This window comes from Type-A symbiont of Plautia stali, assembly GCF_059731155.1.
Genome location: NZ_AP035891.1, coordinates 882,376 through 898,993, shown reverse-complemented (window position 1 = coordinate 898,993; position 16,618 = coordinate 882,376). Strand labels below are relative to the sequence as shown.

Sequence of the window (16,618 nt, the reverse complement as noted above, 5' to 3'; positions counted from 1 at the left end):
GGGGTGTTGCTGTGCAGTATAGTAAGGCGTGGATATTAGCAGAAATGGAAAGAATTAATCGGTCATTAGCGGAACTGATAAAACAAGGGCACCCGCCGGTGCCCTGATAACTTACTCGCTGCACGCAGGCTGCTGCGCCTCGCTCTACACCTGATGCAGCTGTACGTCCATCTGCGGATAAGGAATACCGATACCGTGCGCATCCAGCGTGCGCTTGAAGTTCTTCATCAGGTCCCAGTAGACGTTCTGCAGATCACCGCTTTTGCTCCAGCAGCGCACCACAAAGTTCAGCGACGAAGCCGCCAGTTCGTTAAGGCCAATCTGGATACCCAGATCTTTCAGCACGCGCTCGTCCGCTTCCACCACTTCACGCAGCAGATCGATCACCTGATCGACATCCGCATCGTAGGCGACGCCAATAATGAACTCGTTGCGGCGGATAGGTTCGCGCGAAAAGTTGACGATATTGCCGGCGATGATTTTGCCGTTTGGCACTACCACGATTTTGCCGTCAGCGGTTTTCAGCGTGGTCGAGAAGATCTGTACATTCTGTACGGTACCCATTACGCCACCGAGATCGACGAACTCACCGGTGCGGAATGGACGGAAGGTCACCAGCAGTACGCCTGCCGCCAGGTTGGAGAGCGACCCCTGCAGTGCCAGACCGACGGCCAGACCGGCAGCACCGAGCACGGCGATCACCGAGGCAGTCTGCACGCCGACGCGGCCCAGCGCGGCAATAATCGTGAAGGCAATGATACCGTAGCGCACCAACGCCGAGAGGAAATCAGCCACGGTGGCATCAATGTGACGCGCGACCAGCAGACGATTGACGCCGTTCGATACCACGCGCGCGATAATCATCCCGACAATAATGATGGCGATAGCCGCCACGATGTTCACCGCATAGCTGAGGATCAGCGCCTGGTTGCGCACCAGCCAGCCACCTGCATTGTTAATGCCGTCAACGACGTTAAGATCTTCCATTTGTTAGCCTTGTTGTTGAGTTTCCCGCAGGAAAGTACAAAAACTGCCAGATTCAATCCGACACTCCCGAGTACAAGGGTAAACAATAATGGTGCGAAGCGCCAAAAATGTGCTGTATAAACCGGGATTTCCAGACGGGACGCATAAAAAAAGCCCTTTCGGGCCTTTTTTGTACGGTAAGCAAAAATTACAGTACGTCGACAGCGTTCAGCTCTTTGAAAGCCTGCTCTAAGCGCACAACCATGGAAGATTGTGCCGCACGCAGCCAGACGCGTGGGTCGTAGTATTTTTTGTTCGGGCTGTCAGCACCGTTCGGGTTGCCAAGCTGACCCTGCAGGTAAGCTTCGTTGGTTTTGTAGTACTGCAGGATGCCGTCCCAGGTTGCCCACTGGGTATCGGTATCGATGTTCATCTTGATCACGCCGTAGCTGATAGACTCTTCGATTTCTGCAGCAGAAGAACCGGAACCGCCGTGGAACACGAAGTCCAGCGCGTTGTGCGGCAGGCCATGTTTCTCGGAAACGTATTTCTGCGAATCACGCAGAATGGTTGGGGTCAGTTTCACGTTGCCTGGCTTGTACACGCCGTGCACGTTACCGAAGGACGCAGCGATGGTGAAACGCGGGCTGATTTTGCTCAACTCGGTGTAGGCGTAATCTACGTCTTCTGGCTGAGTGTACAGTGCAGAAGCGTCCATGTGGCTGTTGTCCACGCCATCTTCTTCACCACCGGTGCAGCCCAGTTCGATTTCCAGCGTCATGTTCAGTTTCGCCATGCGCGCCACATATTTAGAAGAAATCTCGATGTTCTCTTGCAGAGACTCTTCAGACAGGTCGATCATGTGCGAAGAGAACAGTGGCTTACCGGTTTTCTTGAAGTGCTCTTCGCCAGCATCCAGCAGGCCGTCGATCCACGGCAGCAGTTTTTTCGCACAGTGGTCGGTGTGCAGGATTACTGGCACGCCGTACTGTTCAGCCATCAGATGCACATGCTGTGCGCCAGAGATAGCACCGAAAATCGCAGCGCCCTGTAGTTTGTCGGTTTTGAACCCTTTACCGGCGATGAAGGCAGCACCACCGTTGGAGAACTGAACGATGACCGGCGCTTTAACTTTAGCCGCAGCTTCCAGTACCGCGTTGATGGAATTAGTGCCGACGCAGTTAACGGCTGGCAGAGCGAATTTGTTTTCTTTCGCTACTTTGAAGATTTTCTGAACGTCATCACCAGTGACAACGCCGGGTTTTACGAAATCTAAAATTTTAGACATGGTTGTGTCCTGTTTCGTTTATCGTCCACTCCCCAATGGGAATGCGATCTGTTCGCCCACAGCGGGCAAGCCTTCAGGCAGCGCCGAAACGCTACCCCCAAAAATTACTGCTTCGCGCGCTCTTCCAGCATGGCAACTGCCGGCAGTTTTTTGCCTTCCACGAACTCGAGGAACGCACCGCCACCGGTAGAGATGTAGGAGATTTTGTCCTCGATACCGAACAGGTCGATAGCCGCCAGGGTATCACCGCCGCCGGCAACAGAGAACGCATCGCTGTCTGCGATAGCGTTGGCGACGATTTCGGTGCCCTTACGGAAGTTCGGGAACTCAAACACGCCAACCGGACCGTTCCACAGAATGGTTTTTGCCTCTTTCAGCAGCTTCGCCATGTTCTGTGCGGTTTCGTCACCGAAGTCCATAATTTCTTCGTTATCCGCCACGTCGGAAACCTTTTTCACGGTTGCCGGGGCAGTTTCGGAGAATTCCGTGCCGACGCGTGAATCGGTAGGTACCGGAATGCCGTACTGGTCGCGCAGGCCTTTAGCGGCCTCAACTAAGTCTGGCTCGTACAGCGATTTGCCGACGTTGTTGTCGATCGCCACGAAGGTGTTAGCGATACCGCCACCGACAATCACGGTGTCAGCGATTTTCACCAGCGACTGCAGCACGTCGAATTTGGTCGACACTTTAGAACCACCCACCACGGCGACTAGGGGACGCTGTGGATTGCTCATCACTTTGCCCAGCGCTTCCAGTTCGGCAGAGAGCAGCGGACCGGCACAGGCGATCGGTGCGAATTTGCCCACGCCGTGAGTGGACGCCTGCGCGCGGTGCGCGGTGCCGAATGCATCCATGACGAACACGTCACACAGCGCGGCATATTTCTTCGACAGGGTTTCGTCGTCTTTTTTCTCGCCTTTGTTGAAGCGAACGTTTTCCAGCACCGCCAGTTCACCCACGCCCACTTCAACGCCGTCGAGGTAGTCTTTCGCCAAGGTCACGTTAGTGCCGTTCAGTTTTTCTTTCAGGTAGTTAACAACCGGCAGGAGGGAGAACTCTTCGTTGTATTCACCTTCGGTCGGGCGACCCAGGTGAGAGGTAACCATCACTTTCGCGCCCTGTTTCAACGCCGCTTCGATGGTAGGCAGAGAAGCACGAATACGTGCATCTGACGTCACTTTCCCTTCTTTCACTGGTACGTTGAGATCGGCACGGATCAGAACGCGTTTACCAGCAAGATCCAGATCGGTCATCTTAATTACAGACATGGTGAACCCTCTCGTTGATTCTCATAAGTTTTGCCAGACGCAGTCCGCGTCTTACCTGAAACCGCTTGCGGCCATTGCTAACGTGGTGTCGATCATGCGGTTAGCAAAGCCCCATTCGTTGTCACACCAGACCAGGGTTTTGATCAGGTGGTGACCGCTGACCCGCGTTTGCGTGCCGTCCACTATGGCACTGTGCGGATCGTGGTTAAAATCTACTGAGACTAACGGTAATTCCGTATAGTCAACTATACCACGAAATGCCCCCTCTGACGCGTTTTGCAGCAACGCGTTGACCTCACACGCCTTCACCGCCTGGCGCACCGAAACGCTCAGATCAATGGCGGTCACGTTGATCGTCGGCACGCGCACCGCGATAGCCTCGAAGCGATTGTTAAATTTCGGAAAAATACGGGTAATGCCAGCGGCAAGACGCGTATCGACCGGAATGATCGACTGACTGGCGGCACGGGTACGGCGCAGGTCGCTGTGATACGCGTCAATCACCTGCTGATCGTGCATCGCCGAGTGAATGGTGGTCACGGTGCCCAACTCAATGCCAAAGGCGTCATCCAGCAGCTTGATCACCGGAATAATGCAGTTGGTGGTGCAGGATGCGTTGGAGACAATGCGGTCAGTTTGTTTAAGAGCCTGTTCGTTAACGCCGAACACGACGGTGACATCCAAATCGTTGCCGCCGGGATGCGAGAACAACACTTTCTTCGCGCCTGCCTTCAGATGCGCTTCACCATCGTCGCGGCTGCCGTACACGCCGGTGCAATCCAGCACGATATCGACATTCAGCTCGCGCCACGGCAGCGCGGCAATCTCAGCCTGATGCAGGATACGGATGGTATCGTCGCCAACCCACAGCTGATCGCGCTCCTGGCGTACGTCAAAGGCAAAGCGGCCGTGGCTGGTGTCGTACTTCAGCAGATGCGCCATGCCAGCCGCTCCCGCGAGTTCGTTAATCGCCACTACGGTGATTTCCGCCCGGCGACCGGTTTCATACAGCGCACGCAACACGTTGCGCCCGATACGACCAAAACCATTTATTGCGATACGAATGGTCATCTCACTTCCTGCAGCCACACCTGAAAAAACGTGCCAAATACCTTGAGCGTTTCGCTGCGTTTTGTACAGGGAATTCTTGCCCGGTTACGGTTACTGACGGAGAGCACACGGCTGCAACTGAAACGGTTCAGCAAGAATAAAGCATGGAAGGAATAACAGGAATGATTGCGATCAACTGTGCTGCTGATTATTGGATCTGCGTCACAAATTCAGGAAATGGCAATTATTACTGCAGGAATAATTGAACCGTTTCAGGTTCAGGAGATAACAGGGCCGCCGATCTGCACACTCGTGTAGCGGCGCAATCTATTGCGCGTAGTTAAGCATGAGGATGGCAGCAGAAATGCTGCGATGAATCGCGCCGCTACAACGCGCAGCGGCGCGATGGGTTACGCGAAATTACAGAACCGATTTCGCGGTTTTCACCACGTTGGCCACGGTGAAGCCGAACTCTTCGAACAGCTTCTCAGCTGGCGCTGACTCACCGAAGGTGGTCATGCCAACAATGGCACCGTGCAGGCCGGTGTACTTGAACCAGTAATCCGCGATACCGGCTTCGATAGCAATGCGTGCGCCAACCGCTTTCGGCAGCACAGACTCACGATAAGCCGCATCCTGCTTATCGAACGCATCGGTAGACGGCATGGACACCACGCGCACCTTGCGGCCTTCCGAACTCAGCTGCTCGTAAGCGCCGACCGCCAGCTCAACTTCAGAACCGGTCGCAATCAGAATCAGCTCCGGCGTGCCGTCGCAATCTTTCAGCACGTAACCACCGCGCGCCACGTTAGCCAGCTGCTCAGCGCTACGATCCTGCTGCGCCAGGTTTTGACGCGAGAAGATCAGGGCTGATGGGCCGTCAACGCGCTCGATAGCGTATTTCCACGCCACCGCAGACTCTACCTGGTCACACGGACGCCACAGGCTCATATTGGGAGTGGTGCGCAGGCTGGCCATCTGCTCAACCGGCTGGTGCGTCGGGCCATCTTCACCCAGACCGATAGAGTCGTGGGTATAAACCATCACCTGACGGATTTTCATCAGCGCCGCCATACGTGCCGCGTTACGCGCGTACTCGACGAACATCAGGAAGGTTGCGGTGTACGGCAGGAAGCCACCGTGCAGCGCGATACCGTTGGCGATGGCAGTCATACCAAACTCACGCACGCCGTAATGAATGTAGTTGCCTGCGGCATCTTCATTGATCGGCTTCGAGCCGGACCACATGGTCAGGTTGCTTGGTGCCAGGTCAGCCGAGCCGCCCAGATATTCTGGCAGCAGCTTACCGAAAGCTTCGATGGCATTCTGCGACGCTTTACGGCTGGCGATTTTCGCCGGATTAGCCTGCAGCTGCTCAATGAACTTCTGCGATTCCGCCTGCCAGTTAGCGGGCAGCTCGTTGTTCACGCGGCGTTTGAACTCAGTGGCCAGTTCCGGATGCGCAGCGGCGTAAGCAGCAAACTTCTCGTCCCAGGCTTTCTCTTTCGCCTGGCCGGCTTCTTTAGCATCCCACTGTGCGTAGATATCAGAAGGAATTTCAAATGGCGCGTAGTTCCAGCCCAGCTGTTTGCGGGTCAGCGCGATTTCGTCGTCACCCAGCGGGGCACCGTGCGAATCGTGCGTACCGGCTTTGTTCGGGGAACCGAAACCGATGATGGTTTTGCACATCAGCAGCGATGGCTTGTCGGTGACCGCTTTGGCTTCTTCCACCGCTTTTTTGATCGCGTCGGCGTCGTGACCGTCCACGCCACGCACCACGTGCCAGCCGTAGGCTTCGAAGCGTTTGGCGGTGTCGTCGGTGAACCAGCCATCCACGTGACCGTCGATAGAGATGCCGTTGTCGTCATAGAATGCCACCAGCTTGCCGAGTTTAAGGGTACCGGCGATGGAGCACACTTCGTGCGAGATGCCTTCCATCATGCAGCCGTCGCCCATGAACACGTAAGTGTGATGATCTACGATGTCATGGCCCGGACGGTTGAACTGCGCCGCCAGCGTGCGCTCAGCAATGGCGAAGCCCACGGCGTTCGCGATGCCCTGCCCCAGTGGGCCGGTGGTGGTTTCTACGCCTGCGGTGTAGCCGTATTCCGGGTGGCCTGGGGTTTTAGAGTGCAGCTGACGGAAGTTCTGCAGCTCGCTCATCGGCAGGTCATAGCCGGTGAGGTGCAGCAGGCTGTAAATCAGCATCGAGCCGTGGCCGTTGGACAGCACGAAACGGTCGCGATCTGCCCACAGCGGGTTAGTTGGATTGTGGTTCAGGAAATCACGCCACAGCACTTCAGCGATATCGGCCATGCCCATTGGGGCACCCGGATGTCCCGATTTCGCTTTCTGTACTGCATCCATACTTAACGCGCGAATGGCGTTGGCAAGCTCTTTACGAGAGGGCATCTTCTACTCCAGGTCGGATTAATGCTCCGCCACGCTTAACTGATTGTAATTAATGAGTTATAAGGCGAAGCGAGAAAAAAGTCGCACATCAATGTACATGAAAATCGGGGCAAAAGTACATGTATCAGGATGCTAAATCTGCGGTTCAGGGTTGCATTTCGGGGCCTGTCTGCTAGCCAATCCGCCCCTGGCACGCTATAACCAATGCGTTTAAACACCTGCGTGGTTTTTCAGGTGTTTGTTTTCTCTACTTGTTACTCAAAGGATGCTGATATGAAAATCCGCGCCATGGTTGTCGTGCTGGGAATGGTTTCGCTGCTGAGCGGCTGCGAAGGAATGGATAACAACGCACTGTTGCAGTCTGGCGCGCAGGCGTTTCAGGCTTACTCGCTGAATGATGCCCAGGTTAAAGAGCTGAGCGATCAGTCGTGTGCACAGATGGATAAAGAGAACCAGCTGGCGCCGGCTAACAGCAGCTATCAGCAGCGGCTGAACAAAATCGCCGCCGCGCTGGGCGATAACATCAACGGCGAACCGGCCAACGACAAGGTGTATCTGACCAAAGACGTAAACGCCTGGGCGATGGCTAATGGCTGTATCCGCGTTTATAGCGGTCTGATGGATATGATGAGCGACAACGAAGTGGAAGGCGTGCTCGGCCATGAAATGGGCCACGTCGCGCTCGGCCATACGCGCAAAGCGATGCAGCTGGCTTTCGCGACCACGGCTGCACGCAACGCTGCGGCGTCGGTGGGCAGCGTGATCGGTTCGCTGTCGCAGTCACAGCTGGGCGAGATGGGCGAGAAACTGGTTAACGCGCAGTTCTCACAGACCCAGGAGTCGCAGGCGGATGACTATTCGTACGATCTGCTGAAGAAGCGCGGCATTAATCCGCTCGGTCTGGCGACCAGCTTCGAGAAGCTGGCGAAGCTGGATCAGGGCCGCCAGAGCTCGATGTTTGACTCGCATCCGGATTCTGAGTCGCGCGCGCAGCATATTCGCAACCGCATCGCGGCAGATGGTAAGTAGTAGCCGTTTTCCCTCACCCCAGCCCTCTCCCGCACGCGGGAGAGGGAGCAGTCAGTGCAGCGGTTTTCACTCCTGCACGCGGGAGAAGGAGAGCCGGCTCGATCGGTTCCCTCTCTTGGGGGGAGAGGGTCAGGGTGAGGGCAGCCGTCCGCACCGCCGCTTAACCTTTATTCGCAGCCTGCACGTGCAGCATATCCAGCGCCAGCGTCGCAGCGGCCAGTGAGGTCAGGTCGGCGTGATCGTAACCCGGTGCCACTTCCACCAGATCCATCCCCACAATGTTCATGCCCTGCAGGCCGCGAATCAGCTTAGTGGCTTTATCGCTGGTCAGGCCGCCAATCACTGGCGTACCGGTGCCTGCCGTGTGGGCCGGATCGAGGCAGTCGATATCAAACGTCAGGTACACCGGCAAATCGCCCACGGTGCGCTTCACTTCGGCCAAGATGTCGTCCACGCTGCGGTCATTAACCTGCGCGGCGTCCAGCACGTTGAAGCCTAGGCTCTTATCGAACTCGGTACGGATACCAATCTGCACCGAATGCTGCGGATCGATCAGCCCTTCCTGCGGCGCAGTGTAGAACATAGTGCCGTGGTCAAAAGTCGGGCCGTTGGAGTAGGTATCGGTGTGCGCATCAAAGTGCACCAGCGCCATCTTGCCGAAGTGTTTGGCGTGCGCGCGCAGCAGCGGCAGCGTGACGTAGTGATCACCGCCAAAAGTCAGCATGCGCTTGCCGTTCGCCAGCAGCAGCGACTGGCGCTGGCCGCCGGACAGCCCGACGCCGCCCTCCATTACCGGATGATCGAGCCCGAGCGGCAGACGGCGAATGAAATCGGCCCCGCCACTGACCGTCAGCGCGGCAAAAATCGCCTCGTCGGTGGCGTGTGCCGCGCCCATGGTCAGGTTTTCCCGCAGCGTACCGTGGAACAGCCGTGCGTTCTGCGTCAGCAGCCCGACGTTGCGCCGCACGTCCGCGACATCAATATGCGGCAGGCTGAGGTTGTCCAGCCGCAGCTCGCCGCCCACCAGATCCATGCCGCCGGCCATCGCCTTCAGCAGCGTGGATTTGCCGGAGCCGTTGCGCCCCAGCACGGCGATGCGCTCACCCTGCTTCATGGTCAGCGTCTTGATACGCAGCGCCACCGTCAGCGAATCGCTGTAGTAGCGGAACATGGCATCGGTGAACTGGTAGTGGCCAAACAGCACCGGACAGTAAATGCGCGTTTCGTCTTTACTGTTCTCCACCGGCAGATTCATCAGCGCATCGAGGCTGCTCTTTGCCGCTTTTACCTGCTGCCAGCAGGCCAGCACATCACACAGCGTCGCCATTGGCGCAATCATGCGTGAGGACAGCAGCGACGCGGCGACAATCGCCCCGGTGGTGATATCGCCGTTGATCACCATCGGCGCCCCCACCACGATCATGCTGGCGTACACCAGTCCCTGAATAGTGACGCCCCAGCTGATCAGCGCATGCATGACTTTGCGCATCTCGACGCCCGACTGCGCGGTGATGCGGATATAGCTGTTCCACTGCTGCAGAAAGCGGTCCTCCGCCTGCATCAGCTTGATATCTTCCAGCCCCTGTACACTCTCCACCAGCACCGCGTTGCGCAGCGTCGACTCTTTCAGGTTTTGCTGCGCCAGCTTCGCCAGTTTTTTCTGGCTCAGCACGCCGGGCAGGATCATCAGCAGCACCGCCACCGGCGCGATCCACGCCAACTGCGGCGCGATGATCGCCATCACCAGCATAAACAGCAGGAAGAACGGCATATCGACGATCGCCGTCACCGTGGTCGACGTGACCATTTCGCGCACCGCTTCCAGCTAGCGCAGCTGCGAGATAAAGGTACCGGTCGATCGCGGTACCGCGCTGTTACGCAGCCGCAGCGCGTGGCCGAACACGCGATCGGAGACGCGCATATCGGCGCGCTTGCCGAGCAGATCGGTGACGTGATCGCGACCGACGCGCAGAATATAGGTGAACACCACCGAGAGGATCACCCCGATATACAACACGTATAGCGTGGGGTACGACTGCGCCGGGATCACCCGATCGTACACCTGCATCGAGAAGATGATGCCGACCAGCGCCAGCAGGTTGATCAGGAACGATCCCAGCATCACGTAGCCGTAAGGACGCATGTCGTGTAGCACCAGACGGCGCAGCCAGTCGGGCTTGACCGTGGCGAGATAGCGATCGACACGGCTATCTTTGGCGGCCGTCACCAGACGCAGTGCCGCGGCGTAGCGGATCTGCGGCAGCAGCATGTTCAGCGCGATCGGCGCCGGTTGTTCATCGCCGGCCGGGTGCACGCGCACCGTGTCATCGCCATCAAAGCTGGTGATGACGCCGACCTGGCCGTCGCTCAGTTCCACCGCCAGCGGCAAGCGCCAGCTGCTGATCTCCCACTGATGCTCTTCATACAGCTGCAGCGACAGCCCGGCCTGACGCGCCAGATGGCGCAGCGCTTTATCACGTGACTGTTTGCCCTGCCATTCGCTGGCAGCCATGATCATGCCCGGCGAGCACGGCAGGCGATAATGGGTAGCGATGAGAATAATGGCGGTGGCCCAGCCGTGTAGCGGCACCTCGCCACCGGCGGCGCTGGCGGGATTGCCATTGGGTGCGTCCGGAATCTGTAATTGCGTCATGGCTGGATCTCCACGGACTGGATGCGCTGGTTATTCAGCGCAAACGCTGACCGCATCTGCCCGGTGCTGTATAAGCAGTCGAGCTGCAGTGAACGTAACTGACTGATGGTTTGCTGCATGGCGAAGCGCGTCTGAAACACTTCCTGTTCGGCGTTGAGCACGTCCAGCAGCGGACGGGTGCCGAGCTGCAAATACTGATCCTGATACAGCTGCTGCGTCTTCTCGCCCAACGTCTGCTTGCGCGACATGATCGCCAGGCTCTGCGACAGGCTCAGCGCTTCGGTTTGCGATTCGCTGAGCTGCTGCTGCGCTTTGAGGCGCGCCGAGTTCACCGCCGCATTGGCCGCCTGCCGCGCCTGCGCCCACGCTGCCAGCACTGCCGGATTGGTTTTGTCGTCGGCTTTGCCCACCGCGCAGGCGCGCGTCAGGCTGGGCGGAAACGCATCGCTGACCTTTTTCACCAGTGGCCAGCCGAGATAGCTTGCCAGCGTCGCACGCCAGCGGTTGAGGCTGGCCTGATACTGGGTCAGCGTGGTGCGCGCCCCTTCGATACGCGCGTCGGTCTGCGTGGCGTCCGAGAGCGATGCCGCCCCCTCTTCATTGCGCTGACGCGCCAGATCGCCAATCTTACTCAGCGCCGTCAGCTGATCCTGGGCGATCTTCACCAGCTGCTGATAGCTCTTGCACCTGCACCAGCGCGGCGGCGGTGTCGTGCGCGACGGTATCAATACTCACCAGCACGCTGGCCTGCTCCTGCGCCACCCCGGCTTCGGCGGAGCGCACCAAACTGCTGACTTTGCCGAAGTCATACAGCATCTGCGATACCGACAGCACAAATGATGGGCTGAAGCCTTTCTCGCTGTAGGCGTTGCTGTAGCCGTTGTTCATGCCGGCGCTGATTTGCGGATAGTATTTGGCCTGCGCCACATCGACCTGGCTGGCCTGCTCAAGCATTTTGCCAATCGCCTGCGCGATGTCCGGATGCCACTGGATGGCGCGCTGTACCGCCTGGTTAAGGGTTAACGTATCCGGCACGTTAGCCAGGGCGGGTTCGGCCACCTAGCCGGTTAAGAAGGGAAGATCCTGCTGCTGCGCCAGACCGGCTGAGGTTATGCGCCCCGCCTGCGTCACGGCATCACTGGCAGCCATAAGATGAGAACTGTGAAAAAACACAATGCCAGCACACAGGGCGCTGAGCTTACAGGTACGGCGAGTTATTGCGCCTGATTGCATCAGATCCATCGATTGTTCACCAGTAAAAGAGAGAAAGGGGCACCTCCCTGTGCCCGTTATGCTTCCCTGCGTTACACCCACTAAGCCGTGTGGTTTTGATGCGGTTGCTGCAGAAACTCCTCCAGTGAGACGTTTACGCCTTCCAAGGTAATCAGCTGCGTACTGCTGTACCCCGTCCCGCTGCCGTCACGGTCAATCGACAACACCGTATTGCCGTCCGCGGTGTGATCCACTTTCACAAAATCATTGATATTACTGGTGGAATCATTCCAGCCAATCAGCAGACTGCTGACGTCGATCTTGTCACCCTGCCTTGTCACCCTGCGCGACGCTGAAGTCGGTCCAGGTGTCGTGACCGTTGCCACCGGTGGCATCTGCGCTGCTCAGCAGGTGGTAAACCAGCGTATCTGCGCCGGCACCGCTGGTAATGGTGTCGTCGTAGGCGCTGCTGGTAAGGCTGTCAGCCGAGGCGGTACCCGTGATGGTCGGGTGGAGCTCAATGGTAAAGGTGTTGCTGGTGATGGTGCCGTCGGACGACGCCAGGGTGTAGGTAAACACCTCCTTATGCGTGATGTTCTGGATATTCACATCCGCGTTCAGGGTATAGGTATAGCTACCGTTGGCGGCGATGGTCAGCACACCAAAGTCCCCGGCCACCGCCGTGCTGCCCACGCTGCTCACGGTGGTGAGATCGCCGTGCTCATTGAGGATGCTCAGCGTGCCGCTGTGGCTGACGTTGCTGTCTCCCCAGATGCTGCCGCTGGCATCATGCTCACTGCTGCTGGTGGTTTCCGCCGCCAGACTGGTGGTGGCGAACAGCGCGGTGGCCGCACCGTTATGCAACGTCACCGTCAGCGTCGCCGAGGTCACTGCACCGCTGGCATCCCGCACCGAGTAGGTGAAGGTGTCCGCTGATGGCAGGGTATCGATATCCAGCCCGGCCTTCAGCGTGTAGGTGTAGTTACCCTTCGCATCAATGGTCAGCGTACCGTAGGTGGTGTTGATCACCGTATTGCCGCTGGACGCCACCGCGCTGCTGCCCACCGACGCCACCGCCGTGCCGGACGGAATCGTCCCGGCGATCGAGCTGGTGTCGTTAGTCAGCAGGTTACCGGTGACCGTCGCGGCGGTGGTGACCGCCAGCGTGGTGAAATCCGACACCGTGCTTACCGTGGTGGTTGGCAACACGCTAATGTTCGTGGTGGCTGCGACCACCACCGCATAGTTGCCGGTCCCCAGTCCGGTGTAGGTGACGTTTGCCCCCCTTCAGCGTACCGATCGTCAACAGCGCGCTGATGTAGTTGGTCTTGATACTGATCAACTGCCACGAGCCGTTTGCCCGCTGTTCGTACTGGTTTAACGAATAGGTGGCGGCCACGCCGAGACTGGTCACCGAAACGTTGAGCGTCACGGTACGGCTGTCATCGTTACCCACGCTGAACAGGTAAGCATTACCGTTGTTCACCGTTGCCTGCGTGCTGGTGTAATCAACCTCGTTGCTGTCGTTGGTCGCCACGATGCGAATCGCACCGGTCAGCGATGTCCCCGGCGAGACGTTGCCGGCGCGATCCGTCTGGATCACCGAGAGCGGCGCACCGGTGATCTGCGCGGTGGTGAGCGTCACCGACCAGTTGCCGCCGTTGCCGACCGTGGTGGTGCCGAGCGCGTTGCCGCTGGCATCGCGCACTGTCACCGTGGCCCCCACTTCACCACTACCGGTGACAAGGGTACCGGCGCTGTTGATCGCCAGCCCGCTTACCGCCGCCGGAGGCAGGGTATCGACATTCACCGTCGCCGTGATGTTGCCGGTGCTGACGTTCCCCGCCGCATCGGTCACCGTGGTGCTCAGCGTGTGCGCGCCGTTCGCCAGCGTTGCGGTGGTGAAGCTCCAGCTGCCATCACTACCCGCGGTCACAGAACCAATGGCGCTGGCACCGTCGTAGATGGTGACCACTGCACCCGCTTCCGTAGTACCGCGCAGCGTAGGCGTGGTATCGCGCGTAAAGGCGCCGTTCGCTAGGGTCACCGGCGTGCCGCTGATGTCATCAATGATGGTCAGCGTACTGGCGACCGGCACCACGGTGTCGACGATCAGCGTGGTCGACACCTGCGGGCTGACGTTGCCCGCCGGGTCGGTCTGCGTCACGTTCAGCGTGTGGCTGCCGTTGCTCAGCGCGTTACCCACCACGAAGCTCCAGCTGCCGTTGCTGGCCTCGGTAACCGAACCCAGCACCGTATCACCATCGCGGATGGTCACGATGCTGTTGGCTTCCGCCGTGCCGCTCAGGCGTGGCGTGCTGTCATTAGTGACGCCACCCGCCGCAATCGCTACTGGCGTGCTGCCGTTGTTGTTCACCGCTGCCAGCCCGGTAATGGCCACCGGCGGCGTGGTGTCGCTGGTGACGCCGCCATTCGGGATGACGGTGCCGCTAACGTCGTTGGTGACCACCAGCGTGGCCGCGCCCGGCGCAACGGTATCAATGGTGACAGTCAGGGTGACGGAGGTGGTGACGTTACCGGCGGCGTCGGTGGCAACCGCGCGGAACGCGTAATTGCCATCTGCCAGCGTGGCGGGAGTGAAGCGCCACTGACCGCTGCCATCGGCAATGGTGCTGCCCAGCAGCGTGGTGCCGTCGTAAATACTGACAATGGTCCCCGCTTCGGCCGTGCCGCTCAGCGTAGGCGTGTTGTCATCGGTGCTGGTGCCGCCAGTGATAGCGCCCTGCACGCTGCCCGCGTTATCCGTGATCAGCAGATCGCTGACTGCCGCCGGTGCCGTGGTATCACCGCCGCCGCCGCCGTTGTTACCGGCGATCAGCGCCCCAATCCCTGCCAGCGCGGCACCGGCGATACCAAAGGCGGTCAGTGTTCCGTCACCCGTGACGTTTTCCGCTAACAGCCCTTCCGTGCTGTCGATAGACATAAACTGGAAGCCTTCTGTGCCGGGATCTTCCACCCACCACAGCGCGCCTTTGTCGTCCTGCAGCACCAGATCGCTGTCGCCGTTAGCATCGTAGAACTTATGAATAACAACGACTTCACCGGATTTAGTGGTGACCACTAAATCACTACCATTGCGTGTGAAAGACTTAATATCAGCCTGATTAAGGTTGAGCTTAACCACACTGGGAGCAGTCAAATTAACCTGATTACCGCTCACTTCAGTAGCAATCGTTCCGCCTTTAGGCGTTACAGAGATATTGTTCATTTTATCGATATCCCGCGCAGTTATAAGCTTAATGGCATCCATAAAAACGCCCGGTATCGCCAGACACCGGTATTCTTCGCGAATAATTCAATGAATTACTCACATCCTATCCAGGCCGGTTTCATCTGCCAGAGGCGCAGTGAAAACGCGCTGAGTCGTTATTTGCCGCCCGTCCGAAAAATAGCTCTGTCGAACGCTTTTCAGACTTGTGCCAACAAATCAGTGAGATAGACGCTCTTCCAGTGGTAGCCTTGCATGCCGTAAATTGATTTTTGCGACAGCAAATCAACCTGACGTTGATGTTCAACACCCTCAATAATCACGCCGCGACATAATTGATTGAGGTGGTCGAGCAGAATGTAGAAAGTGCGATCGTCGCCAAATTGCCAAAAAAAATTTTTATCAATCTTGACGATGTCGAATATTCCGCTATCGAGCATGGTCAGGTTGGAATAACCCGGACCAAAGTCATCGAGCCATAACGGGGCCGGCGTGATTTTGGCTACGCCTTTCAGGATCAGCAGATCGGCACTATTAAAGTGTGCGGTGAAGAAGGCAGAGATTTCCAGCCGTAATCGCGCCAGCGCGGCCAGTTTTCTTTGTATTTCAGCATCTTTAAAAATGCCTGAAACAATATCTCTGTCTACATTAACGCTGATGACCTGCTCAAACCCCGCATGGTAAAGCTGAATAAGTTTTTCGACCTGGTGGAGGAATAACTGCCATTTTTCGTCAGCAGAAAGCCGACTGAAGAACCCTGCATCCCTGTCAGGGTTACGCTTATTATTGGTATCTGCATCATCTGCGAAACGCGTCAACAATTCCCATGCCACCACTTCACCGGAAATAGCGTGAACCGGCTCCAGCATCAGAATGTAGTCGGATTTGCAGCGCATTTTACGATACTTACACTGGCTGACAGCGCGTTAAACCGTCAGCTTTTCTCATGTGATTTGTAAGGGAAACATCGATAAAACTTAACACCTTAACTGAAGGTTAACTTACAACTTACATTTTGAAAAATAGATTTCAGTGAACAACAGCGTAAACTTTAATCGTTTAAACCAATGAATAAAGCTTCATTTTCACTGCATGTTTCACATAAAGATCAGATAATTCTTGGTTTTAGATTTTTAATTACCGGCCTTGACAAAAAATAAAACTCATACTCAATTGATTAATAAGCAATAAATTTTCAATCATTGGTATAAATTCTGGCTTTGTCCTTAAGATGAGATATTGCACTGCTTAAAACGGGATTCCAGAAAGCGTCAAAAAACAGACAGCCTGCACATCGCTCATCCAACGCCTTATGCTTAAATTTTTATTATAGATAGCCAGAAACTCATAAAAGAAAGATTGGTCATTTGCGGGCAAGTGCAACACTAAGCCGCAGATTTAAAAAACGTTTTTTTCGCTACCGATGCGCTTTCGCTGCTGAATTAAGCAGATGGCTTTTGTTAATAAACGGTTTGAATTTGCTGTTTCGGCCGGGATAATTTCAGAGTGAT

At 57.0% G+C, this 16,618-nt stretch carries 10 protein-coding genes and 2 pseudogenes; 1 reads left to right on the top strand and 11 read right to left on the bottom strand.

Annotated elements, in window-relative coordinates:
- Positions 1-144: 144 nt before the first annotated feature.
- The 5 genes from mscS to tkt form a co-directional block, all read right to left on the bottom strand.
- Positions 145-987 (bottom strand): small-conductance mechanosensitive channel MscS, encoded by an 843-nt coding sequence (gene mscS, locus AC6I8M_RS04765; RefSeq protein WP_058948729.1) that lies wholly within the window; start codon positions 985-987, stop codon positions 145-147.
- A gap of 187 nt (positions 988-1,174) precedes the next feature.
- Positions 1,175-2,254 carry a class II fructose-bisphosphate aldolase gene (gene fbaA / locus AC6I8M_RS04760; protein WP_498013685.1) on the bottom strand — a complete coding sequence of 360 codons (1,080 nt, stop codon included), beginning with the start codon at positions 2,252-2,254 and terminating at the stop codon, positions 1,175-1,177.
- 104 nt (positions 2,255-2,358) lie between these two features.
- Positions 2,359-3,522 carry a phosphoglycerate kinase gene (gene pgk / locus AC6I8M_RS04755; RefSeq protein ID WP_010617047.1) on the bottom strand — a complete coding sequence of 388 codons (1,164 nt, stop codon included), beginning with the start codon at positions 3,520-3,522 and terminating at the stop codon, positions 2,359-2,361.
- A 51-nt stretch (positions 3,523-3,573) separates the two neighbouring features.
- Positions 3,574-4,593, bottom strand: a complete 1,020-nt coding sequence (gene epd / locus AC6I8M_RS04750; protein WP_010617046.1) for an erythrose-4-phosphate dehydrogenase — start codon at positions 4,591-4,593, stop codon at positions 3,574-3,576.
- Positions 4,594-4,992: 399 nt separating this feature from the next.
- Positions 4,993-6,984, bottom strand: a complete 1,992-nt coding sequence (gene tkt, locus AC6I8M_RS04745) for a transketolase (RefSeq protein ID WP_010617045.1) — start codon at positions 6,982-6,984, stop codon at positions 4,993-4,995.
- A 273-nt stretch (positions 6,985-7,257) separates the two neighbouring features.
- Between tkt and loiP the strand changes: the two genes are divergently transcribed.
- Entirely contained in the window at positions 7,258-8,013 is a 756-nt protein-coding gene (loiP, locus tag AC6I8M_RS04740) for a metalloprotease LoiP (RefSeq protein WP_010617044.1), read from the top strand.
- A 160-nt stretch (positions 8,014-8,173) separates the two neighbouring features.
- On the opposite strand, the pseudogene speB reads toward loiP, so the two are convergent.
- From speB to AC6I8M_RS04710, 6 genes and pseudogenes are all read right to left on the bottom strand, one after another.
- Positions 8,174-10,666, bottom strand: a pseudogene (gene speB, locus AC6I8M_RS04735) (agmatinase).
- A pseudogene (locus AC6I8M_RS04730) lies at positions 10,663-11,725 on the bottom strand (TolC family protein). The pseudogenes speB and AC6I8M_RS04730 overlap by 4 nt, the downstream one beginning before the upstream one ends.
- A gap of 254 nt (positions 11,726-11,979) precedes the next feature.
- Complete coding sequence (locus AC6I8M_RS04725) at positions 11,980-12,219, bottom strand: type I secretion C-terminal target domain-containing protein (RefSeq protein WP_022548897.1); 240 nt, start codon at positions 12,217-12,219, stop codon at positions 11,980-11,982.
- A complete protein-coding gene (locus tag AC6I8M_RS04720; protein WP_041387283.1) occupies positions 12,203-13,117 on the bottom strand; it encodes a VCBS domain-containing protein in 915 nt (304 codons plus the stop codon). Before AC6I8M_RS04720 ends, AC6I8M_RS04725 begins: the two co-directional genes overlap by 17 nt.
- Complete coding sequence (locus AC6I8M_RS04715; RefSeq protein WP_498013684.1) at positions 13,089-15,107, bottom strand: Ig-like domain-containing protein; 2,019 nt, start codon at positions 15,105-15,107, stop codon at positions 13,089-13,091. The genes AC6I8M_RS04720 and AC6I8M_RS04715 overlap by 29 nt, the downstream gene beginning before the upstream one ends.
- Before the next feature lie 200 nt (positions 15,108-15,307).
- The gene (locus tag AC6I8M_RS04710; protein WP_498013683.1) at positions 15,308-15,976 is read right to left on the bottom strand and encodes an EAL domain-containing protein; all 669 of its coding nucleotides are present in this window, start codon (positions 15,974-15,976) and stop codon (positions 15,308-15,310) included.
- Positions 15,977-16,618 lie beyond the last annotated feature (642 nt).

What these genes read in the sequence shown, in the direction of transcription:
- mscS (WP_058948729.1), bottom strand. Translation starts at nt 987, where the DNA reads ATGGAAGATCTTAACGTCGTTGACGGCATTAACAATGCAGGTGGCTGG.
- fbaA (WP_498013685.1), bottom strand. Translation starts at nt 2,254, where the DNA reads ATGTCTAAAATTTTAGATTTCGTAAAACCCGGCGTTGTCACTGGTGAT.
- pgk (WP_010617047.1), bottom strand. Translation starts at nt 3,522, where the DNA reads ATGTCTGTAATTAAGATGACCGATCTGGATCTTGCTGGTAAACGCGTT.
- epd (WP_010617046.1), bottom strand. Translation starts at nt 4,593, where the DNA reads ATGACCATTCGTATCGCAATAAATGGTTTTGGTCGTATCGGGCGCAAC.
- tkt (WP_010617045.1), bottom strand. Translation starts at nt 6,984, where the DNA reads ATGCCCTCTCGTAAAGAGCTTGCCAACGCCATTCGCGCGTTAAGTATG.
- loiP (WP_010617044.1), top strand. Translation starts at nt 7,258, where the DNA reads ATGAAAATCCGCGCCATGGTTGTCGTGCTGGGAATGGTTTCGCTGCTG.
- AC6I8M_RS04715 (WP_498013684.1), bottom strand. Translation starts at nt 15,107, where the DNA reads ATGAACAATATCTCTGTAACGCCTAAAGGCGGAACGATTGCTACTGAA.
- AC6I8M_RS04710 (WP_498013683.1), bottom strand. Translation starts at nt 15,976, where the DNA reads ATGCTGGAGCCGGTTCACGCTATTTCCGGTGAAGTGGTGGCATGGGAA.